The following is a 20,821-nucleotide window of genomic DNA, read 5'->3' on the forward strand; positions in this document are numbered from 1 at the left end:
GTGTTCTGGGCGGTGCGCAGGCGCCGTACGGCCGACACCACACCCGTCGGCACGGGCGTCTGACGTGGGTGCCGGACACGCCTTGCGATGACCCGCGGGACACCGCCAGGACCGCCGTCCGAGCGGACGACGGGAAATCGACGACAGGGCCTGGCCGACGACAGGGACCAGGACTGGCCTAGGATCGGCCCGCCGCCGAGACCAGTCCCCGCATCACCCGCAGGTCCTCGCCCATCTCCGGATGCCACTGGACGCCCAGCACCCAGTGCGGGCCGGGCAGTTCGACCGCCTCCACCGTGCCGTCCGACGCCTGCGCCGACACCAGCAGGCCCCTCCCGAGGCGGTCCACCGCCTGGTGGTGGTAGGTCGGCACGGAGGTCTCCTCCGGGGCGAGGTCGCCGTAGAGCGTGGCCGGTACCGGCTTGACCGGGTGGCGGCCGAAGACGCCCGGTACCTCCGCGTGGCCGTCGATGTGCTGGACGAGGGTGCCGCCCAGGGCGACGTTCAGCAGTTGCATGCCCCGGCAGATCCCCAGCAGGGGGACGCGGGCCGACAACGCGGCCTGGATCAGGGCCAGTTCCCAGGCGTCGCGGGCGCGGGCGGGCGGGCCGGTGCGGGGATCGGGGGTGGCGCCGTAGTGGACCGGCTCCACGTCCGGGCCGCCCGCGATCACCAGGCCGTCCAGACGGGCCACCGTCGCCGCCGCGTGCTCCGGGGCGTCCGGCGGGAGCATCGCGGCCAGACCGCCCGCCCGCTGCACCAGACGCGGATAGCCCGCCGGCAGCAGCGCCGCCTCCAGCTCCCAGACGCCCCAGCGGGCCCCGGCCTCCAGATACGTGCTGACGCCGATCAGCGGTCGTACGGTCACGCGGCCCTCCCAGGCTTGCAATGGCACACACGCATACCTTTGCCTCCCGGGGGCACGGGCGGCAAGGTCACGCCAGAAATCCCCGCAGCAGCGCCGCCGTCCCCCCGCAGTGCTCCCGCATCATCTCCCGCGCCCCGTCGGCGTCCCCGTCCAGCACCGCCTCGACCAGCGCCGCGTGCTGCCGCTGGGAGTGCTCCAGGTTGCGCACCAGCAGCGGGATGCAGTCCAGGAGGTCGTTCACCGAGGCACGTACCGCCGCGTACTGCGCGGTCAGCGTGGGCGAGCCGCACAGTTCCGCGAGGGTCAGGTGCAGCAGGGTGTCCAGGCGCCGGTAGTCCGCCAGCGGCGCCTCCTGCGTGGCCGCCAGCGCCTCGCGCAGCCGCTGTGCCTGCTCGTCCGTGAGGCCGTGCGCCGCGCACAGGCCCGCCGCGCCCACCTCCAGGACCTCCCGGAAGCGCAGCACGTCCTCGATGTCCACCTCGGCGATCCGGCGCCGCAGCTCCTCCTCGCCGACCGCGGCCCGGGCGCGGGGCAGCACGAACGTGCCCCCGTACCGGCCCCGCCGCGACTCCACCAGCCCCTGGTCCTGCAGCACCTTCAGCACCTCGCGCAGCGTCACCCGGCTGATCCCGAGCCGCTCCGCGAGTTCCCGCTCGGCCGGCAGCCGCCCGCCCCCCGGCACCAGCCCGAGCCGCACCACCTGCAGGATCTGCTCCAGCGCCTCCTCGAAGCCGTTGCCCGCCCTGACCGGCCGCAGCACCGGAGTCAACCGGTCGTCCGGGCCGCCGTCAGCGTCCACCGACATATGGCCGAGCCCCCTTCCCAAGCAATGGTTCAGAGCAATACCTTATGGCTCCCGGCCCGGTCGGAAAAACGCGCAGCAGCCGAAGGAGCTCTCCCGTGGCAGACCGCACACCCCCGCTCAGCGTCGAGGAGCTGCACACCCTCGTCGCGGGCGGTGAGATCGACACCGTCGTCCTGGCCTTCCCCGACATGCAGGGCCGCCTCCAGGGCAAGCGGTTCGCCGCCCGCTTCTTCCTCGACGAGGTACTCCACCACGGCACCGAGGGCTGCAACTACCTCCTCGCCGTCGACACCGAGATGAACACCGTCGACGGCTACGCGATGTCCTCCTGGGACCGCGGCTACGGCGACTTCGCCATGCGCCCCGACCTCGGCACCCTGCGGCGCGTGCCCTGGAACGCCGGTACGGCCCTGCTGATCGCCGACCTCGCCTGGGACGACGGCTCCCCGGTCGTCGCCGCGCCCCGCCAGATCCTGCGCCGCCAGCTGCAGCGGCTCGCCGAACTCGGCTACACCGCCCAGGTCGGCACCGAGCTGGAGTTCATCGTCTTCAAGGACACCTACGAGCAGGCCTGGGACGCGAACTACCGCGGGCTCACCCCCGCCAACCAGTACAACATCGACTACTCGGTCCTCGGCACCGGACGGATCGAGCCGCTGCTGCGCCGCATCCGCAACGAGATGGCCGCCGCCGGGCTCACCGTCGAGTCCGCCAAGGGCGAGTGCAACCCCGGCCAGCACGAGATCGCCTTCCGCTACGACGAGGCCCTGACCACCTGCGACCAGCACGCCGTCTACAAGACGGGCGCCAAGGAGATCGCCGCCCAGGAGGGCGTGTCGCTCACCTTCATGGCCAAGTACAACGAGCGCGAGGGCAACTCCTGTCACATCCACCTCTCGCTCGCCGACGCCGCCGGCGACAACGCCATGGCCGGCCCGGACGGCATGTCGGACGTGATGCGGTACTTCCTCGCGGGGCAGCTCGCGGCCCTGAGGGACTTCTCGCTCCTCTACGCCCCCAACATCAACTCCTACAAGCGGTTCCAGCCGGGCTCCTTCGCCCCCACGGCCGTCGCCTGGGGCCACGACAACCGCACCTGTTCGCTCAGAGTCGTGGGCCACGGCCGCTCCCTGCGCTTCGAGAACCGGCTGCCCGGCGGGGACGTCAACCCGTACCTCGCGGTCGCCGGACTGGTCGCGGCGGGTCTGTACGGCATCGAGCAGAAGCTGGAGCTGCCGGAGGTCTGCACCGGCAACGCCTACACCGCCGACTACGCCCACGTCCCCACCACCCTGCGCGAGGCCGCCGAGCTCTGGGAGAACAGCCCGATCGCCCGGGCCGCCTTCGGCGACGAGGTCGTCGCGCACTACCGCAACATGGCCCGCGTCGAACTCGAAGCCTTCGACGCGGCGGTCACCGACTGGGAGCTGCGCCGCTCCTTCGAACGCCTGTGAGAGGTATCTCGTTGTCCCCGTCGTCCTACGAGCACGATCTGACCGTCCTCAACCCGGCCACCGAGGAGGTCGTCGCCACCGTCCCCGCCGCCACCGCCGCCGACGTGGACGCGGCGGTCGCCCGCGCGTCGAAGGCACAGGTCCGCTGGGCGGCCCTCGCCCCCGCCGACCGGGCCCGGCTGCTGCGCCGGTTCGCCGACGTCGTCGATCAACACGTCGAGGAACTGGCCCGGCTGGAGGTCCGGGAAGCCGGTCACCTCCTCGGCAACGCCCGCTGGGAGGCCGGCAACGTCCGTGACCTGCTCGCCTACGCGGCAGGCGGGGTGGAACGGCTGAACGGCCGCCAGATCCCCGTCCCCGGCGGACTCGACGTCACCCTCCTCGAACCCCTCGGCGTCGTCGGCGTCATCGCGCCCTGGAACTTCCCCATGCCGATCGCCGCCTGGGGCACGGCACCCGCGCTCGCCGCCGGCAACGCCGTCGTCCTCAAGCCCGCCGAGACCACCCCGCTCACCGCCCTGCGGCTCGCCGAACTCGCTCTGGAGGCAGGGCTGCCGGAGGGTCTGTTCCAGGTGTTGCCGGGCCACGGGCCGGTCGCCGGCACCGCCCTGGTCGAGCACCCCGGTGTCGCGAAGATCGTCTTCACCGGCTCCACCCCGACCGGCCGTGACGTCATGGAGCGCTGCGCCCGCCAGGTCAAGCCGGTCACGCTCGAACTCGGCGGCAAGAGCCCCAACATCGTCTTCGCGGACGCGGACCTGAAGACGGCCGTCGACCCCTTCTCCTTCCTCGACAACTCCGGCCAGGACTGCTGCGCCCGCACCCGGATCCTGGTCCAGGAATCGGTGTACGACCAGGTCAGGGAGCTACTGGCCAACGCCGTGAACGCCGTCGTCGTGGGCGACCCCGCCGACGAGAAGACCCAGATGGGCCCGCTGATCTCCCGTCGGCAACTGGACCGCGTACGGGCGCTGGTGCCGGACGACGCGCCCGGTCTGCGGGGCAGCGCGCCCGACGGGCCCGGCTTCTGGTTCGCGCCGACCGTCCTCACCGGTGAGGCCCCCGACTCCGAGGCCGCCCGCGAGGAGATCTTCGGCCCGGTCGCCGTCCTGCTGCCCTTCACCGACGAGGACGACGCGATCCGGCTCGCCAACGACACCCCGTACGGCCTCTCCGGCTCCCTGTGGACCCGCGACATCGGCCGTGCCCTGCGCGTCTCCCGGGCCGTCAGGGCGGGCAACCTGTCCGTCAACTCCCACTCCAGCGTGCGCTACTGGACCCCCTTCGGCGGCTACAAGCAGTCCGGACTCGGCCGCGAACTCGGCCCGGACGCCCTGACCGCCTTCACCGAGACCAAGAACGTCTTCATCAGCACGGAAGGCCCCGCCCAGTGACCTCTTCGACCGATCAGATCGTGTGCCGCCGTCTCGTCGGCCGTACGGCCGTCATCACCGGAGCCGGCAGCGGCATCGGTCTCGCCACCGCCCGCCGGCTCGCCTCCGAGGGCGCGAACGTGGTCTGCGCCGATGTCGACGAGCCCCGCGGCAAGGCCGCGGCCGACGAGGTCGGCGGGCTCTTCGTCAAGGTCGACGTCACCGACCCGGAGCAGGTCGAGGCCCTGTTCAAGACGGCTTACGACACCTACGGCAGCGTCGACGTCGCCTTCAACAACGCGGGGATCTCCCCGCCGGACGACGACTCCATCCTGGAGACCGGCCTGGAGGCCTGGAAGCGCGTCCAGGAGGTCAACCTGACCTCCGTGTACCTGTGCTGCAAGGCCGCGATCCCCTACATGCGGCGCCAGGGCAAGGGGTCCATCATCAACACGGCGTCCTTCGTGGCCAGGATGGGCGCCGCCACCTCCCAGATCTCCTACACCGCCTCCAAGGGCGGCGTGCTCGCCATGTCCCGTGAACTGGGCGTGCAGTTCGCACGGGAGGGCATCCGCGTGAACGCCCTCTGCCCGGGCCCGGTCAACACCCCGCTGCTCCAGGAGCTGTTCGCCAAGGACCCCGAGCGGGCCGCGCGCCGGCTCGTGCACATTCCGGTCGGCCGGTTCGCCGAGGCCGAGGAGATCGCCGCCGCCGTCGCCTTCCTGGCCAGCGACGACTCCTCCTTCGTCAACGCCAGCGACTTCCTCGTGGACGGCGGCATCTCGGGTGCGTACGTCACACCGATGTAGGTCCCGCCCTACAGTGCCCTCATGAGCAGGACGCTCCCGCCCGGCTGGTACCCGGACCCCGACGCTCCGCGACTGGAGCGCTGGTGGGACGGGACCGCCTGGACGGACCACCGGCGCGTCCCCGGGGCACCCGGGCCGCCAGGCGCGGCCGGCGGGGCCTCGGGGCGCGCCAGGGCCGTCGCCCTCACGGCCTGCGGGATCGTCCTCGTCGCCGCGATCGTCAGCGGGGCCTTCGCCCTCGCCCGGGGCCAGGGCGACGATGTGGTGGCGGACCCGGCACCGACGGTCACGAGCCGGTCGCCCACCCCGGCCTCTGCGGCCCCGTCCCGCCTGGTCGACGAACTCGACGGCATCAGCCTGCCGTTGCCGGACGGCTGGGTCCCCTCGAAGTACGTCACCCGCGACAACCTCGTGATGACCACCGACGGCGGCAGGGTCTTCACCCGCACCCTGCCGGCGAACTCCGGGCCGGCGTCCCTCGCGAAGAAGGACATACCGCACGCCGCCGACAGTTCCTACCGGGGCATCCGCGGCCACCGGGTCGTCGGATCGGAGTGCGTGGAAGTCGCCGGACGCACCGGATACCTGGTCCGCTGGCGAGTGAGGACCGCCCAGGGAGCCGAGGGATACGTCCAGTCGCTGGCCTTCACTCCCGCCCCCGGCGGACCCCCGGACGCCGTCGTCGTCCGCTTCGCCTTCGACGCGGGTCCCGGCGGGCCACCGCTCGCCGACATGGACCGGATCACCCGGGGGATCCGGTCCGTCGGCCGCTGACCTACAGGAAGGTGTGGCCTTCCCCGCGGTACGTCGGGACGGTCGCCGTCACCGCGTCCCCCTCGATCAGATGCAGCTTCTCGAACCGCTCGCACAGCTCACCGGCCTTGGCGTGCCGGAACCACACCTTGTCGCCGAGCAGCAGGTCGTCGGCGGGGGCGCCGAGTAGCGGCGTCTGCACCTCGCCGGGCCCCTCCTGCGGGTCGTACTTCAGCCCCTCCGGCAGATACGGCACCGGCAGCCGGTCGGGTCCGGGCGCGCCGGAGGCCGGGTAGCCGCCGCCGAGGACCGTCACCACGCCGACCCCCGGCCTGCGTACGACGGGCATGGCGAAGAGGGCGGCCGGACGCCCGCTGAAGGACGTGTAGTTGTCGAACAGCCTCGGCACGTACAGCCCCGAACCGGCACCGATCTCCGTGACGGCGTCCTCGGCGGCGGTGTGCTGCACGCTGCCGGTGCCGCCGCCGTTGACGAACTCCAGGTCCGGTACGACGGCCCGCACCGCGCGCACCACGGCGGCGCGGCGCTCGGCGAGCTCCTTGCGGGCGGTGGCCTGCATGAGTCGTACGGCCCGGGACCGCAACGGCCGCCCGGCGACGGAGTCCCCGACCCCGGCGATGTGTCCCTCGTAGGCCATGATCCCCACGACCTGGAACCCGGGGCGCCGGGCCACCGCGCGGGCCATGTCGGCGACCTGGGCGGGGGAGTGCAGGGGTGAACGCCGGGCACCGACCCGGACCTTGCCGCCGAGCAGCTTCAGCGAGGTGTCCAACTCCAGGCAGACCCGGATGACTTCGGTGCCGCCCGCGCGGGAGGCGTCGATGAAGGCGAGCTGGGCGGGATCGTCGACCATCACGGTCACGGCGGCCGCGAGCTTGGGATCGGCGGCGAGTTCAGCGTACCCGGCGCGGTCGGCGGAGGGGTAGGCGAGCAGGATGTCCTCGAAGCCGCCCCGGGCCAGCCACAGGGACTCGGCGAGGGTGAAGGACATGATGCCCGCGAACCCGTTCTTCGCCAGGACGCGTTCGAGCAGCGCCCGGCACCGCACGGATTTGCTGGCGACGCGGATGGGTTTCCCCGCCGCCCGGCGGACGAGATCGTCCGCGTTGGCGTCGAAGGCGTCCAGGTCCACGATCGCGAGGGGGGCGTCCAGATGGGCTGTGGCCCGGTCGTAACGGGCCCGGTCGGCGGCGCGCGCAGTCATGGACGAAGACTGCCAGACAGGATTACCGCAGGGTAGGGGGACGTTCCGGGCAGATGCCCCCGGCCTGCTGGACTGGTTCCCGTTCGCCCAGGAACAACCCGTAGAGTGACGCGCACGCACGCAGGGCTGTTCGCCCCCCGTCGCCGCCGCGCCGGGATGCCGGCCCTCCCGTGCGGGTATGCGTGCCCCGACGGCTGTCTTCCACACCGACGACTCCGACGCGGGCCCGCGCACGACCGAACGGCCCGGACATGAGGAAACGGGGGGCGCATGAGCACGGAAGCACGCCGCGCCTCCATTCCCCCACGCCCCTCTACCCCACCGAGGCCGGCCCAGCCGCCGACGGTGGGCGAGGGCGGCCCCGAGGAGCCGGGACAGTCGGTCGAGCGAGAGATTGTCGAGCCGGGCGGACGCATGAACGACGACTCCGACTGGCAGGCCTTCGGCGAACGCACCCGCCGGAGCACCGGAACACCGTCTCGACCGACGTTCGGCGGCTTCGACTGGCAGAGCCCGCAAGAGAACGACGGCCGGGTACCGGGCGACGCGCAGGGACGTCAGCCGGCGGGGGCCGGTCGGGAGGACGTCGGCGCTACGGCACCTCGCGCGAGCGCCGCGGGTCGGCCACCGATACGCACGACCGACGGCACCGGCCCGACCTCGACGCCGATCCGCGGCGAGGCGCACGCCACGCCGGACGGCCGCAGGGCCGGTGGGGAGGCCCCCTCGGCGCCTGCGAACCACTCCGGCGCCCAGGACAGCCGGCGCCCCGAGTCCACGAGCGCCCGGTACCCCGGCAGCATCCCGCCCCCACCCCCGGCCTCGGCCCGCTTCCCCGACGCCCCACCGCCCTCCGACGGCGCCGACTCCACGGACTCCGGCCGCCGGGAACCGCGCGCAGGCAGCGGTGACAGGACGGTGCCGTCGTCCAGGCCCGGCACCGACGCCGACCCGCGCAGGGCTTCGAACGCCGGAAACCGCACTTCGGCGTCCGGCGTGCCCTCCGCGAACTCGGGCATGACCGCCCCCGGTCCGATGCCGCCCGCGGCCGGCGCGGGGAGCCGTGGGCCCCAGTCGCGCCCGACCGACTCCGGCACCGCGTCCGCGCCGCCCCGGCCGAGGTCTCAGCCGTCCGTGCCCCCGCGTCCTGCCCGTGCCCCCGCCGAGACCGCCTCGGAGACGACCTTCCGGATGCGGCCCGTTCCCACGGCGTCCGCGTCCCGGGCGGACTCCCGCGGCACCGCCGTACCGCCGAGGCCCGACGCCCGCCCCGAGTTCCCGCCGCGCCCCACGCGGGAGGCGCCGGTCCCGGGTGCCGCTCCCACAGCACCCACACCCGACCCCGCGCTCTCCTGGAGCGCCGCCATGCCCCCGCATGACGGAACTCCCGGCAACGGACGGCCCGTCGTGTCGTTCGGGGAGCCCGAGGTCGGTTACGAGAAGCGGTCGTGGGGAGTGCGGATTCCTCCCCGGATCGCCGCCGTGGCCGCGTGCGTCGTGCTGGGGCTCGGGCTCATCGGCGGTGCCGTGACCGGGAGCTGGCTGATCGGGGACTCCGGGGACGAGGGCAGCGGCGACACCTTCGCCGCGGCCGGTGAACTGTGGCACAGCGTGCCCGTCGACCGGCTGTTCCCGCCGACCGTGGACGGCCAGGGCGCCGGGCCCGGCGGAGCCGACCGCACCTGGACGCGGATCGCCGTCGCCCCGGACAGCGGCTGCCAGAACGCCTTCGACCCCCTGCTCCGCAAGGTCCTCGCCCCCGTCGGCTGCGAACGCCTCCTGCGCGCCACCTACACGGACGCCACCCAGAGCTACGTCACCACCGTCGGCCTCCTCTTCGCCGACGCCGACGCCACCGCCATGCGCGACCTCGACACCCGCTTCACCAAAGAGGGCCTGGAGACCCGCACCGACCTGATGCCCCTCCCGTACGCCGCGAAGAACACCCTCGCGGCGGGATTCGGCGCCAGGCAGCGGGCCTCCTGGACGATCTCCGTCCTCACCGACGCCCCCGTCGTCGCCTACGCCGTCTCCGGCTGGGTGGACGGCCGTACCGTCGACACCCCGGAGCCCGCCGAGGAGGCCATGGGGTCCGGCGACACCACCCCGGCCGCCCAGGCAGGGCTCGGCAACGAGGCCAAGGGCCTGGCCGACCGTGTCGAACGCGCCCTGCGCAAGACCGTCACCTCGCCCTCGGAGCAGCCGTCGTGAGCGTCACCACCCGCAGGGCGGGTCTCCTGAGCGTCCTCCTCGCGGGCGCCGTGGCCCTCGTCCCGCCCACCGCCGCGCACGCCGACGGCATCCGCGCCAAGCAGTGGGCCCTGGACGCCATGCACACCCAGCAGGCCTGGCAGACCACCAAGGGCGCCGGCGTCACCGTCGCCGTCCTGGACACCGGCGTCGAGAACGACCACCCCGACCTCGTCGGCAACGTCCTCACCGGCAAGGACATGATCGGCTTCGGGGCCGTGCGGGGACAGCGGCCCTGGGCCCGGCACGGCACCGCCATGGCCGGCATCATCGCCGGTCACGGACACGGCGTCGGCAACGGCGACGGGGTCATGGGCATCGCCCCCGAGGCCAGGATCCTCCCCGTCCGCGTGATCCTGGAGGACGGCGACCCGGCCCGCGCCAGGGCCCGCAACACCCGCGGCAACGCCCTCGCCGAGGGCATCCGCTGGGCCGCCGACCACGGCGCCGACGTCATCAACCTCTCCCTCGGCGACGACTCCGCCTCCGCGCACCCCGAGGCCGGCGAGGACGACGCCGTCCAGTACGCGCTCAAGAAGGGTGCCGTCGTCGTCGCCTCCGCGGGCAACGGCGGCGAGAAGGGCGACCACATCTCCTACCCGGCCGCCTACCCGGGTGTCATCGCCGCCACCGCCGTCGACAAGTTCGGCACCCGCGCCTCGTTCTCCACCCGCCGCTGGTACGCCACGGTCGCGGCCCCGGGCGACGACGTGGTCATCGCCGACCCCGACCACAAGTACTACGAGGGCTGGGGGACCAGCGCCGCCTCCGCGTTCGTCTCCGGCGCGGTCGCCCTCGTCAGGGCCGCCCACCCCGGTCTGACGCCCGCGCAGATCAAGCGCCTCCTGGAGGACACAGCCCGCAACGCCCCCGCCGGCGGCCGCGACGACTCCCGGGGCTTCGGCTTCGTCGACCCCGCGGCGGCGCTCAAGGCGGCGGCCCGCCTGAAGCCGGAGGGCCTGGAGCCGGCCGCTTACGGTCAGAAATACTTCGGCGCGGGCCCGGACACCGTCGAGTCGCAGGACGACACGGCCAGTTGGGCGGCCCCGCTGGCGGGCGGCGTGGGCGTGGCCCTGCTGATCACCGCGGTGGTCCTGTGGCGCGGCCGCCGCGGTCCCCGCCGGTCCTACGAGGGCTTCTGAGGCCTCAGCGGGCCGCCGTACCCGTGAACACCGACACCGCCGCCTTCGCCGCCGCTTCCACCAGCGAAATCCCCTTCGCCTGCGCGGTGCTGCCGTTCGACAGCACGGCCACGAGGTAGGCGTGGCCGTCCACCGTCACCCGGCCGATGCTGTTGATGTCCCACAGCCCGGTCGTACTGCGCGGCAGCCACCCGTTCTTCAGCGCCCAGCCGGATCCGTCGGCCGCCGCCGACACGCCCCACCGCTGGTCGGCCGCTATCTGCCCCATCAGATCCCGCAGATACGACCGCGAGGCCTCGCTCAGCTCCGAGTCGTCCCCGAAGACCTGCTGGAGCAGGACGAGTTGGTCTGCCGCCGTCGTCCGGGTCAGGCCCCACAGCGCCCCGTCGCCGCCCTTCGTACCGGTCAGCCCGAGTTTCTCGTTGGCGGCGTCGAGCCCCGAGGCCTTCCCGATGATGTCCCACAGGGCGGACGCCGAGGTGTTGTCGCTGTTCTCGATCATCGTCGTGGCGTACGCCTTCTCCTGCGCGCTCAGCCGCGTACCCGCCTCCTGGTGCCGCAGCAGCAGCGCCGCCAGGATGTCGACCTTCACGATGCTCGCCGTGTCGAAGGCACCGTCGCCGTGGACCGCGCTGTCGCCCGACTCCAGGTCGAGCACCGCCGCCGAGACCTTCTGCTCGCCCGTCACGCTCACCGACTTCATGGCGTCGGCCAGCCGCTCGTCGAGATCCACCACCGCCTCCGCCACGGCCGCCTCCTGAGTCGTGGGCGTGACCGCCGACGAGGGCGAGAGCGACGGCGTCGCCGCCGACGATACGACGCCCACCCCGGAGTGTGCCTGCGCCTTCACGTACACGGTCCCGCCGGCCGTGACGCCGACTACGGCGACGCAGGCGAGCGCGGTGTACATCAAAGGCCGTCGGGGGAACCTGCGGGCGCGGCGTCTGGCGGCTCTGGAGGACTCCATGCCGCCGATGCTCGGGCCGCCGACTGTGCGGGCCGTTAGACGGACGTTAGAGCTGTGTCAGCGAACTCTGAAAAACCCGTGAAAGCCGTCACGGGCGGGTTTCCGGGCCCGCACAACCGCAGCAGCAAGCCCCCTATAGGGTCGGTGACCGTGGCGAACAAGAACATTCCCGACTCCGGCTTCTCCGACGACGACGGCTCGGCCGATCCCCGGCTGAGCGCGGCGCTCGCGGCCTGGGCCGAGGACCGTGCCGCCGTGGGCCCCGTCCTGGAGGCCCTCAAGGGCGCCCGGCTGCTCGTCCCCGTGGTGGCCGTGCTGGGCGAGGTCGAGGAGGACGAGAACGGGCTGCGCCGCGAGAAGACCAGCGACATGGCCGTGCCGACGCTGAAAGCCGGATCCCGGACCGCTCTGCCCGCCTTCACCTCCACCGGCTCCCTCGCCCGCTGGGACCCCGAGGCCCGCCCCGTCGCCGTACCCCTGCACCAGGCGCTGCAGGCCGCCGCGCACGAGAAGGCGGACACGGTCGTACTGGACCTCGCGGGTCCGGTGCCCTTCGAGCTGACCGGCCCCGCGCTGCTCGCGCTCGCCGAGGGCCGCGCGAGTGCCGACCCGCTGGCCGACCCGGCCGTCGTCGGGGCCGTACGGGACGCCGTGGCCGCCGAGCCCGCCGTGCTCCGCGCCCACCTCGGGCCGGGGCAGGCCGACGGCACCCTGGCCCTCGTGCTGGAGCCCTCCGCGTCGCCCGCGGACGCCGCGCGGGCCGTCGCCGAGCGCCTCGCCGCCGACGAGACACTGCGGGCCCGCCTGGTGCGGGGCCTCGACCTGGCACTGCTGCCGGCCGGGGCCACCCCTCCGGGCGAGCCCTTGTACGTACGGGGATGAACTAGCCGTAGATCGGCCCGGTGTACTTCTCACCGGGGCCCTGGCCCGGCTCGTCCGGGACCAGGGACGCCTCGCGGAAGGCGAGCTGGAGGGACTTCAGGCCGTCCCGGAGCGGGGCCGCGTGGAAGGAGCTGATCTCCGTCGCGCTCCCGTCCAGCAGACCGGCGAGGGCGTGGATCAGCTTGCGGGCCTCGTCCAGGTCCTTGTACTTGTCGCCCTCCTCGGTCAGACCGAGCTTCACGGCGGCGGCGCTCATCAGGTTGACCGCGACCGTCACGATCACCTCGACGGCGGGGACCTCGGCGATGTCGCGGGTCATGTCGTCGAAGTCGGGGGCCCCGGCGGACGGGGGAGGGGTGTCACTCATGTCCCACACGATAGGGCCCGGTGCACACCGGTTCGCACCACCCCCGGGTTCCTGCTAACCTTGTGTGACGACCGGCCGGACACACCTGTGTGTAAGTGTGACCGGCCCACAAGTGGAGGCTCCGATCTCCCACCTGACCACCCCCAGGGGCGGCGGGTCACCCCGGTCAGGCGGTCACCATCGTTCCGTACGGACGATGGAGTCGCCCGAAAGCGCGCCCCGCGTCATCGCGGCGGTGCTCCGGCAGTGTTTTGGAGCCCCGTCTGTGATCGTCCGGGGCATTTTTTGTGCTTCGGCGCGGTTAGGTCAGTCTAAAAGAGACATACGCGGCTGTCCGCCAGACCGCCGTGTGGTGCTAACCGAGGAGGATCCATCAGCGCCGAGCCCCGCATCAACGACCGGATTCGCGTTCCAGAGGTGCGACTTGTCGGTCCCAGTGGCGAGCAGGTGGGCATCGTCCCCCTGGCCAAGGCACTGGAGCTTGCGCAGGAGTACGACCTGGACCTGGTCGAGGTGGCGGCTACCGCCCGTCCGCCTGTGTGCAAGCTCATGGACTACGGGAAGTTCAAGTACGAGTCGGCCATGAAGGCCCGTGAGGCGCGCAAGAACCAGGCGCACACGGTCATCAAGGAGATGAAGCTCCGGCCGAAGATCGACCCGCACGACTATGACACCAAGAAGGGTCACGTCGTCCGGTTCCTCAAGCAGGGCGACAAGGTCAAGATCACGATCATGTTCCGTGGTCGCGAGCAGTCCCGGCCCGAGCTGGGCTACCGACTGCTGCAGCGTCTCGCGGAGGACGTGGCCGACCTCGGGTTCGTCGAGTCGAACCCGAAGCAGGACGGCCGAAACATGATCATGGTTCTCGGTCCGCACAAGAAGAAGACCGAGGCGATGGCCGAGGCCCGCCAGGCGCAGGAAGCCCGCAAGGCAGACGCGAAGGCCAACCCAGGCAAGTCGCAGAACGCCGCGGAGGACGACCACGTCGAGGCCGAGGACGGGACCGAGGTCGAGGTCGACGTCGAGGCTCCGGCAGAGGCTGCCGCCGAGGCGTGACCCCCGGGGACGCGAGTCCCCAGGACACCACCGATACAAGAGCGACGCTCACAGTGCCCGGTTTCAGGACCGGGCACCGGAGCGCCACCGACGAGGAGATAACGGCGCTATGCCGAAGAACAAGTCGCACAGCGGTGCCAGCAAGCGCTTCAAGATCACCGGCTCCGGCAAGGTGCTGCGTGAGCGCGCCGGCAAGCGCCACCTGCTCGAGCACAAGTCGTCCCGCGTGACGCGTCGCCTCACCGGCAACGCCGAGATGGCCCCGGGCGACGCCGCGAAGATCAAGAAGCTTCTCGGCAAGTGACGTACCCGGCGCCCTGCCTGAGCGCCGTACGTCTGGACCGGGACCCCATCGATACCGGGCCGTGTGAGTCCAACCACGGCCCCGCTACAAGGAGTTAACAAGTGGCACGCGTCAAGCGGGCAGTCAACGCCCACAAGAAGCGCCGGGCGATCCTCGAGGCGGCCTCCGGCTACCGCGGTCAGCGTTCGCGCCTGTACCGCAAGGCCAAGGAGCAGGTCACCCACTCGCTGGTCTACAACTACAACGACCGCAAGAAGCGCAAGGGTGACTTCCGGCGGCTGTGGATCCAGCGCATCAACGCCGCTGCCCGCGCCAACGGCATCACGTACAACCGCTTCATCCAGGGCCTGAACGCGGCGAACATCGAGGTCGACCGCAAGATCCTGGCCGAGCTGGCCGTCAACGACGCGACGGCGTTCGCCGCGCTCGTCGAGGTCGCCCAGAAGGCGCTGCCGGCGGACGTGAACGCCCCCAAGGCTGCGTGACGCCGCGCCGGCCTCGGCCGACGTGACTGTGTGGACCCGCAGGCTGTGAAGCCTGCGGGTCCGCTGTTTCCCGGACACTCCCGAAGGTGAATCGCATGCCCCCCGTCACCCCCGAGCTGATCTCCCCCCGTTCCCCCCGCGTCTCCGCCGCCCGGCGGCTCGCCAGGCGGAACTTCCGGGGGAAGGAGCGGCTGTTCCTGGCCGAGGGACCGCAGGCCGTGCGGGAGGCCGCCGGGCACAAGGACACACTGGTCGAGCTGTTCGCCACCGTCGAGGCCGCGGAGCGGTACGCCGACATCATCGGAGCGGCCCGGGCCGTCGGGGCCCGTGTGCACCTCGCCGCCGAGGACGTCGTCGCCGACATCTCCACCACCGTCACCCCGCAGGGGCTCGTCGGGATCTGCCGGTTTCTCGACACCCCCTTCGAGGAGATCCTTGCCGCCCGCCCCAAGCTCGTCGCCGTGCTCGCGAACGTGCGCGACCCCGGGAACGCCGGCACCGTCCTGCGGTGCGCCGACGCCGCCGGTGCCGAGGCCGTCGTCCTGACCGACGCCTCCGTCGATCTCTACAACCCCAAGGCCGTACGGGCCTCCGTGGGCTCCCTCTTCCACCTGCCCGTCGCCGTCGGCGTGCCCGTGCAGGACGCCGTCGAGGGGCTCAGGCGGACCGGAGTGCGGATCCTCGCCGCCGACGGGGCCGGGACCGACGACCTCGACGCCGAGCTCGACCAGGGCACCATGGGCGGGCCGACCGCCTGGGTGTTCGGCAACGAGGCCTGGGGGCTCCCGGAGGAGACCCGCGCCCTCGCGGACGCCGTGGTGCGCGTCCCGATTCACGGGAAGGCCGAGAGCCTGAACCTCGCCACCGCGGCCGCCGTATGTCTCTACGCGTCAGCCCGTGCACAGCGCGCCTCCGGAGGGTGCCGCTCCGTCACCGAGAACCAGTAAGGTGACCAGCTCGGGGGCCCCTCAGACGCCTGAGAGGTGGGGTGCGGGGATGAGTGTCGGCACGAGGAGCGCGCAAGGCGTGTCCGAGGCCTGTGCCGGTGGACTCGCCGAGCTCGGCATCGATCCCGACCAGCTGCCCGACGGCCTCGTCGTCGCGGACGAGCAGGGCCGCGTGATCTGCTTCAACACCGCCGCGGCCCGGATCACCGCCCTGCCCGCCGAGGACGCCCTCGGACAGCGGCTGGAGAAGGCCCTTCCGTTAGAGGACCTGGAGGGCCGGCGCTGGTGGCAGCTGACCGACCCCTACGGCGGGCTCGCGATCCGCAGGCGACAGCCCGAGCGGAATCTGCTGCTGCCGGGCGGCCGTGAGGTCCTCGTCTCCGCGCAGTACGTGCGCACCCGGCCGACCGGGCCCGTCCACCGTGTCGTCGTCGCCCTCCGGGACACCGAGGCCCGCCGCCGCACCGAACGCAGCCACGCCGAGCTGATCGCCACCGTGGCCCACGAGCTCAGGTCCCCGCTCACCTCCGTCAAGGGTTTCACCGCGACCCTCCTCGCCAAGTGGGAGAGGTTCACCGACGACCAGAAACGCCTGATGCTGGAGACCGTCGACGCGGACGCCGACCGGGTCACCCGCCTCATCGCCGAGCTCCTCGACATCTCCCGCATCGACTCCGGGCGCCTGGAGGTCAGGCGCCAGCCCGTCGACATCGGCGCCGCCGTCGGACGCCACATCCAGGCCTACGTCGCCGCCGGCCTTGCCGCCGACCGCTTCCTGCTGCGCCTGGAGCAGCCGCTGCCCGCCCTGTGGGCCGACCCCGACAAGATCGACCAGGTGCTGAGCAACCTGCTGGAAAATGCGGTGCGGCACGGCGAGGGAACCGTCACGATTGACATCACGCCCACGGAGTCACCCCGCGAGGGGGAGGACACCGGCACGTCGGTCACGGTGAGCGACGAGGGTCCCGGCATCCCGGAGGAGTCCATGAACCGCGTCTTCACCCGCTTCTGGCGGGGCAGCAAGCGCGGCGGCACCGGCCTCGGGCTCTACATCGTCAAGGGCATCGTCGAGGCCCACGGCGGCACCATCACGGTCGGCCGGGGCCCCCAGGGCGGCGCCGAGTTCCGATTTACGTTGCCCGTGAGCGTTCCGGCCTACCTCACCTGAGACCGGCCTGAGCTGCCCGCGGGCGTATCCGTACACCTCCACCCCGTTAGACTCGGCCCTTGGCACCCATGTGTCCCATGGACGGCCCTCTGACCTCTGAGTGAGTCGGTGACGGGGACCTTCAGCCAGCCAATCGGAAGCACGGGAAGAGATGTCGGCACCGAACAAGTCGTACGACCCTGTAGAGGTCGAGGCCCTGAAACCGGAAGAGATCGAGCGCATGCGGGACGAGGCGCTCGCCGCCTTCGCCGCCGCGGACTCCCTCGACGCGCTCCAGGAGGCCAAGGTCGCCCACACCGGCGGCGCCTCCCCGCTGGCGCTCGCCAACCGCGAGATCGGCGCCCTGCCCCCGCACGCCAAGGCCGCCGCCGGCAAGCTCGTCGGCCAGGCCCGGGGCGCGGTGAACAAGGCCCTCGCCGGCCGTCAGACCGAGCTGGAGGCCGAGCGCGACCAGCGCGTGCTCGTCGAGGAGGCGGTGGACGTCACGCTGCCGTACGACCGCGTACCGGCCGGCGCCCGCCACCCGCTCACCACGCTCTCCGAGCGCATCGAGGACGTCTTCGTGGCCATGGGCTACGAGGTCGCCGAGGGCCCGCAGGTCGAGGCCGAGTGGTTCAACTTCGACGCGCTCAACATCGGCCCGGACCACCCGGCCCGCGGCGAGCAGGACACCTTCTTCGTCGAGGGCCCGAAGGGCGGCACCGAGTCCGGTGTCGTGCTGCGCACCCACACCTCACCCGTGCAGATCCGCTCGCTGCTCAGCCGTGAGCTGCCGGTCTACGTGATCTGTCCCGGCGTCGTCTACCGCACCGATGAGCTGGACGCCACGCACACCCCGGTCTTCCGCCAGGTCGAGCTGCTGGCCGTCGACGAGGGCCTGACCATGGCCGACCTCAAGGGCACCATGGACCACATGGTCCAGGCCCTGTTCGGCGAGGGCATGAAGACCCGGCTGCGCCCGAACTTCTTCCCCTTCACCGAGCCGTCCGCCGAGATGGACATGGTGTGCTACGTCTGCCGCGGCGAGTCCGTCGGCAACCCCGACCGCCCCTGCCGTACCTGCTCCTCCGAGGGCTGGATCGAGCTGGGCGGCTGCGGAATGGTCAACCCCAAGGTGCTGACCGCCTGTGGCGTGGACCCGCAGAAGTACAGCGGCTTCGCCTTCGGGTTCGGCATCGAGCGGATGCTGATGTTCCGCCACAACGTCGAGGACATGCGAGACATGGTCGAGGGTGACGTCCGGTTCACCCGGCCGTTCGGGATGGAGATCTGATGCGGGTCCCGCTTTCTTGGCTGCGGGAGTACGTCGACCTGCCGGCGACCGAAACCGGCCGTGACGTCCAGGCCAAGCTCGTTTCCGCGGGCCTCGAGGTCGAGACCGTCGAGCACCTCGGCGCCGACCTCAAGGGCCCCCTGGTCGTCGGCCAGGTGCTGACCATCGAGGAGCTGGAGGGCTTCAAGAAGCCGATCCGCTTCTGCACGGTGAACGTCGGGCAGGCCAACGGCACCGGTGAGCCGCAGGAGATCGTCTGCGGTGCGCGGAACTTCCAGGTCGGTGACAAGGTCGTCGTGGTCCTCCCGGGCGCCACGCTGCCCGGCGGTTTCTCGATCTCCGCACGCAAGACGTACGGCAAGACGTCCCACGGCATGATCTGCTCCGGCGACGAGCTGGGCATGGGCGACGACGGCAGCCACGGCATCATCGTGCTGCCGCCGGAGACCGAGGTCGGCAAGGACGCCATCGAGCTCCTGGAGCTGGTCGACGAGGTCCTGGACATCGCCGTCACCGCCAACCGCGGCGACTGCCTGTCCATCCGCGGCGTGGCCCGCGAGACCGCGATCGCCTACGGCATCCCGCTGCGCGACCCGGCCCTGCTCGACGTCCCGGGCCCGAACGCCTTCGGTTACCCGGTGCAGGTCTCCGACCCGCTCGGCTGCGACCGCTTCACGGCCCGTACGGTGACCGGCCTCAGCCCCGAGACCCGCTCCCCGCTCTGGCTCCAGCGCCGGCTCCAGAAGGTCGGCATGCGCCCGATCTCGCTCGCCGTCGACGTCACCAACTACGTGATGATGGAGCTCGGCCAGCCGCTGCACGCCTACGACCGCACGCTGGTCCAGGGCACCATCGGCGTGCGCCGGGCCGAGGAGGGCGAGAAGATCGTCACCCTCGACGGCGTCGAGCGGAAGCTGCACGCCGAGGACCTGGTCATCGTCGACGACCGCGGCCCGATCGGCCTCGCCGGCGTGATGGGCGGCGCCAACACGGAGATCGCCGACCACTCCGAAGCTCAGGGCACCACCGACGTCGTGATCGAGGCCGCCCACTTCGACGCGGTCTCCATCGCCCGTACGGCCCGTCGCCACAAGCTGTCCTCCGAGGCGTCCCGGCGCTTCGAGCGCGGTGTCGACCCGCAGGCCGCCGCCGCTGCCGCACAGCGCACGGTCGACCTGCTGGTGCTGCTCGCGGGCGGCACCGCCGAGGCCGGTGTCACCGAGGTCACCGCCCCGTCGGCCCCGCACACCATCAGCGTCCCGGCGGACCACCCCGACAAGGTCGCGGGTGTGTCCTACGGCCGCGAGACGGTCGTACGGCGTCTTCAGGAAGTCGGCTGCGACGTGTACGGGCAGGACGAGCTGATCGTCACCGTGCCGTCCTGGCGACCCGACCTCCAGGAGATCAACGACCTGGCCGAAGAGGTCATCCGTCTGGAGGGTTACGAGAACCTGCCCTCCACGCTGCCCAGGCCGCCGGCCGGGCGGGGCCTGACCCACCGCCAGCGGCTGCACCGCCGGGCGGGCCGGGCGCTGGCCGGTGCCGGGTACGTCGAGGCGCCGAACTACCCCTTCGTCTCCGAGCAGGTCTTCGACCAGCTGGGCCTGGACGCCGACGACCCGGCCCGCCGGGTCGTGAGGCTGACCAACCCGCTCAACGACGAGGAGCCCGCGCTGCGTACGTCGCTGCTGCCGGGCCTGCTCGCCGCGCTGCGGCGCAACGACGGGCGGGGTTCGCACGATCTGGCGCTGTTCGAGACCGGGCTGGTCTTCCTGCCGCGCTCCGAGCAGCGGGTCGCCTCGGTGCTGCCGGTGGACCGGCGTCCCACGGACGCGGAGATCGCCGAGCTGGACGCCGCCCTGCCCGAGCAGCCGCGGCACGTGGCCGCGGTGCTCGCCGGTGCCCGGGAGCAGGCCGGCTGGTGGGGCAGGGGCCGCCCGGCCGACTGGGCCGACGCGGTCGAGGCCGGTCGCCTGGTCGCGCGTGAGGCCGGGGTCGAACTGGTCGTCCGCGGCGGACAGTACGGGCCGTGGCACCCGGGGCGGTGCGCCGAGTTCGTCGTCGGGGACACCGTGGTGGGGCACGCCGGTGAGCTGCACCCGCGGGTCGTGAAGGCGTTCGGGCTCCCTGCGCGTACCTGTGCGATGGAGCTCGACCTGGATGTCCTGGAGGCGGCCGGCGACGACGCCCCGCAGGCGCCGGGCATCTCCACCTTCCCGGTGGCCACGCAGGATGTCGCGCTGGTCGTCGACAAGCTCGTGCCGCACGCCGAGGTCGAGGCCGCGCTGCGTGCGGGTGCGGGTGAACTCCTCGAGGCCATCCGGCTGTTCGACGTGTACGAGAACGAGGAGCAGCTGGGCGACGGCAAGAAGTCGCTGGCCTACGCGCTGCGGTTCCGTGCCGGGGACCGGACGTTGACCGTGGACGAGGCCTCTGCTGCTCGAGATGCGGCGGTGGCTCTTGCGGGAGAGCGGACCGGGGCGGTGCTGAGGGCTTAGGCCTGGGCCTGGTCGCCGTGGGGGGCCGGGGGCGTCTGGCGGCCTCGGCTGCGTCGTGGCCGGTCGCGCAGTTCCCCGCGCCCCTGTGGGGGCTGCGCCCCCCGAGTCGGACCGGCCCTTCGAGGCCGTAGGCCTGGGCTTGGTCGCCGTGGGGGGCCGGGGGCGTCTGGCGGCCTCGGCTGCGTCGTGGCTGGT

At 72.3% G+C, this 20,821-nt stretch carries 19 protein-coding genes and 1 pseudogene; 14 read left to right on the forward strand and 6 right to left on the reverse strand.

The window, feature by feature from the left end:
- Positions 1-178: 178 nt before the first annotated feature.
- Together ACFVYN_RS15775 and ACFVYN_RS15780 are read right to left on the reverse strand one after the other, a co-directional pair.
- A complete protein-coding gene (locus tag ACFVYN_RS15775; protein ID WP_389998123.1) occupies positions 179-868 on the reverse strand; it encodes a gamma-glutamyl-gamma-aminobutyrate hydrolase family protein in 690 nt (229 codons plus the stop codon).
- A 67-nt stretch (positions 869-935) separates the two neighbouring features.
- The gene (locus ACFVYN_RS15780; RefSeq protein WP_352390088.1) at positions 936-1,673 is read right to left on the reverse strand and encodes an FCD domain-containing protein; all 738 of its coding nucleotides are present in this window, start codon (positions 1,671-1,673) and stop codon (positions 936-938) included.
- A gap of 95 nt (positions 1,674-1,768) precedes the next feature.
- On the opposite strand from ACFVYN_RS15780, the gene ACFVYN_RS15785 reads away from it, so the two are divergent.
- Genes ACFVYN_RS15785 through ACFVYN_RS15800 form a run of 4 tightly spaced genes read left to right on the forward strand, consistent with a single transcriptional unit; the run spans position 1,769 to position 6,083 of the window.
- On the forward strand, positions 1,769-3,127 hold the full coding sequence (locus tag ACFVYN_RS15785) for a glutamine synthetase family protein (protein ID WP_389998127.1): 1,359 nt from the start codon (positions 1,769-1,771) through the stop codon (positions 3,125-3,127).
- Positions 3,128-3,138: 11 nt separating this feature from the next.
- On the forward strand, positions 3,139-4,521 hold the full coding sequence (locus ACFVYN_RS15790) for an aldehyde dehydrogenase family protein (protein ID WP_389998129.1): 1,383 nt from the start codon (positions 3,139-3,141) through the stop codon (positions 4,519-4,521).
- A complete protein-coding gene (locus tag ACFVYN_RS15795) occupies positions 4,518-5,309 on the forward strand; it encodes a 3-oxoacyl-ACP reductase (RefSeq protein ID WP_389998131.1) in 792 nt (263 codons plus the stop codon). Before ACFVYN_RS15790 ends, ACFVYN_RS15795 begins: the two co-directional genes overlap by 4 nt.
- 21 nt (positions 5,310-5,330) lie before the next feature.
- Positions 5,331-6,083, forward strand: coding sequence for a DUF2510 domain-containing protein (locus ACFVYN_RS15800; protein ID WP_389998134.1), 753 nt, complete (start codon positions 5,331-5,333; stop codon positions 6,081-6,083).
- Between the two features lies 1 nt (position 6,084).
- Here ACFVYN_RS15800 and ACFVYN_RS15805 read toward each other — a convergent pair whose 3' ends face one another.
- Positions 6,085-7,287 carry an amino acid deaminase/aldolase gene (locus ACFVYN_RS15805; RefSeq protein ID WP_389998137.1) on the reverse strand — a complete coding sequence of 401 codons (1,203 nt, stop codon included), beginning with the start codon at positions 7,285-7,287 and terminating at the stop codon, positions 6,085-6,087.
- A 557-nt stretch (positions 7,288-7,844) separates the two neighbouring features.
- Complete coding sequence (locus tag ACFVYN_RS15810) at positions 7,845-8,306, reverse strand: hypothetical protein (RefSeq protein WP_389998140.1); 462 nt, start codon at positions 8,304-8,306, stop codon at positions 7,845-7,847.
- 388 nt (positions 8,307-8,694) lie between these two features.
- On the opposite strand from ACFVYN_RS15810, the gene ACFVYN_RS15815 reads away from it, so the two are divergent.
- Both ACFVYN_RS15815 and mycP read left to right on the forward strand, forming a co-directional pair.
- Positions 8,695-9,498, forward strand: a complete 804-nt coding sequence (locus ACFVYN_RS15815) for a hypothetical protein (protein ID WP_389998300.1) — start codon at positions 8,695-8,697, stop codon at positions 9,496-9,498.
- On the forward strand, positions 9,495-10,679 hold the full coding sequence (gene mycP / locus ACFVYN_RS15820; RefSeq protein ID WP_389998142.1) for a type VII secretion-associated serine protease mycosin: 1,185 nt from the start codon (positions 9,495-9,497) through the stop codon (positions 10,677-10,679). The genes ACFVYN_RS15815 and mycP overlap by 4 nt, the downstream gene beginning before the upstream one ends.
- Positions 10,680-10,683: 4 nt before the next feature.
- On the opposite strand, the gene ACFVYN_RS15825 is transcribed toward mycP, so the two are convergent.
- Complete coding sequence (locus ACFVYN_RS15825; protein WP_389998145.1) at positions 10,684-11,646, reverse strand: serine hydrolase; 963 nt, start codon at positions 11,644-11,646, stop codon at positions 10,684-10,686.
- A gap of 150 nt (positions 11,647-11,796) precedes the next feature.
- Here ACFVYN_RS15825 and ACFVYN_RS15830 point away from each other — a divergent pair, with 150 nt between their 5' ends.
- Complete coding sequence (locus tag ACFVYN_RS15830) at positions 11,797-12,528, forward strand: SseB family protein (RefSeq protein ID WP_389998148.1); 732 nt, start codon at positions 11,797-11,799, stop codon at positions 12,526-12,528.
- 1 nt (position 12,529) lies between these two features.
- On the opposite strand, the gene ACFVYN_RS15835 is transcribed toward ACFVYN_RS15830, so the two are convergent.
- Positions 12,530-12,895 (reverse strand): DUF1844 domain-containing protein, encoded by a 366-nt coding sequence (locus tag ACFVYN_RS15835; RefSeq protein ID WP_352390079.1) that lies wholly within the window; start codon positions 12,893-12,895, stop codon positions 12,530-12,532.
- 347 nt (positions 12,896-13,242) lie between these two features.
- On the opposite strand from ACFVYN_RS15835, the pseudogene infC reads away from it, so the two are divergent.
- The 7 genes and pseudogenes from infC to pheT all read left to right on the forward strand — a co-directional run bounded on the left by infC (position 13,243) and on the right by pheT (position 20,626).
- A pseudogene (gene infC, locus ACFVYN_RS15840) lies at positions 13,243-13,951 on the forward strand (translation initiation factor IF-3).
- A 109-nt stretch (positions 13,952-14,060) separates the two neighbouring features.
- The gene (rpmI, locus tag ACFVYN_RS15845; protein WP_003977225.1) at positions 14,061-14,255 is read left to right on the forward strand and encodes a 50S ribosomal protein L35; all 195 of its coding nucleotides are present in this window, start codon (positions 14,061-14,063) and stop codon (positions 14,253-14,255) included.
- Positions 14,256-14,356: 101 nt separating this feature from the next.
- Positions 14,357-14,740, forward strand: coding sequence for a 50S ribosomal protein L20 (rplT, locus tag ACFVYN_RS15850; RefSeq protein ID WP_020132316.1), 384 nt, complete (start codon positions 14,357-14,359; stop codon positions 14,738-14,740).
- Positions 14,741-14,835: 95 nt separating this feature from the next.
- Positions 14,836-15,687 carry a TrmH family RNA methyltransferase gene (locus tag ACFVYN_RS15855; protein WP_389998151.1) on the forward strand — a complete coding sequence of 284 codons (852 nt, stop codon included), beginning with the start codon at positions 14,836-14,838 and terminating at the stop codon, positions 15,685-15,687.
- Between the two features lie 49 nt (positions 15,688-15,736).
- Entirely contained in the window at positions 15,737-16,855 is a 1,119-nt protein-coding gene (locus tag ACFVYN_RS15860; RefSeq protein WP_389998152.1) for an ATP-binding protein, read from the forward strand.
- A 151-nt stretch (positions 16,856-17,006) separates the two neighbouring features.
- Positions 17,007-18,128 carry a phenylalanine--tRNA ligase subunit alpha gene (pheS, locus tag ACFVYN_RS15865; RefSeq protein ID WP_389998154.1) on the forward strand — a complete coding sequence of 374 codons (1,122 nt, stop codon included), beginning with the start codon at positions 17,007-17,009 and terminating at the stop codon, positions 18,126-18,128.
- Positions 18,128-20,626 (forward strand): phenylalanine--tRNA ligase subunit beta, encoded by a 2,499-nt coding sequence (pheT, locus tag ACFVYN_RS15870; protein WP_389998156.1) that lies wholly within the window; start codon positions 18,128-18,130, stop codon positions 20,624-20,626. Before pheS ends, pheT begins: the two co-directional genes overlap by 1 nt.
- Positions 20,627-20,821: the final 195 nt, after the last annotated feature.

Origin of the sequence: Streptomyces sp. NPDC058307, assembly GCF_042880295.1 — a bacterium.
In the GTDB taxonomy this organism is placed as follows: Bacteria; Actinomycetota; Actinomycetes; order Streptomycetales; family Streptomycetaceae; genus Streptomyces.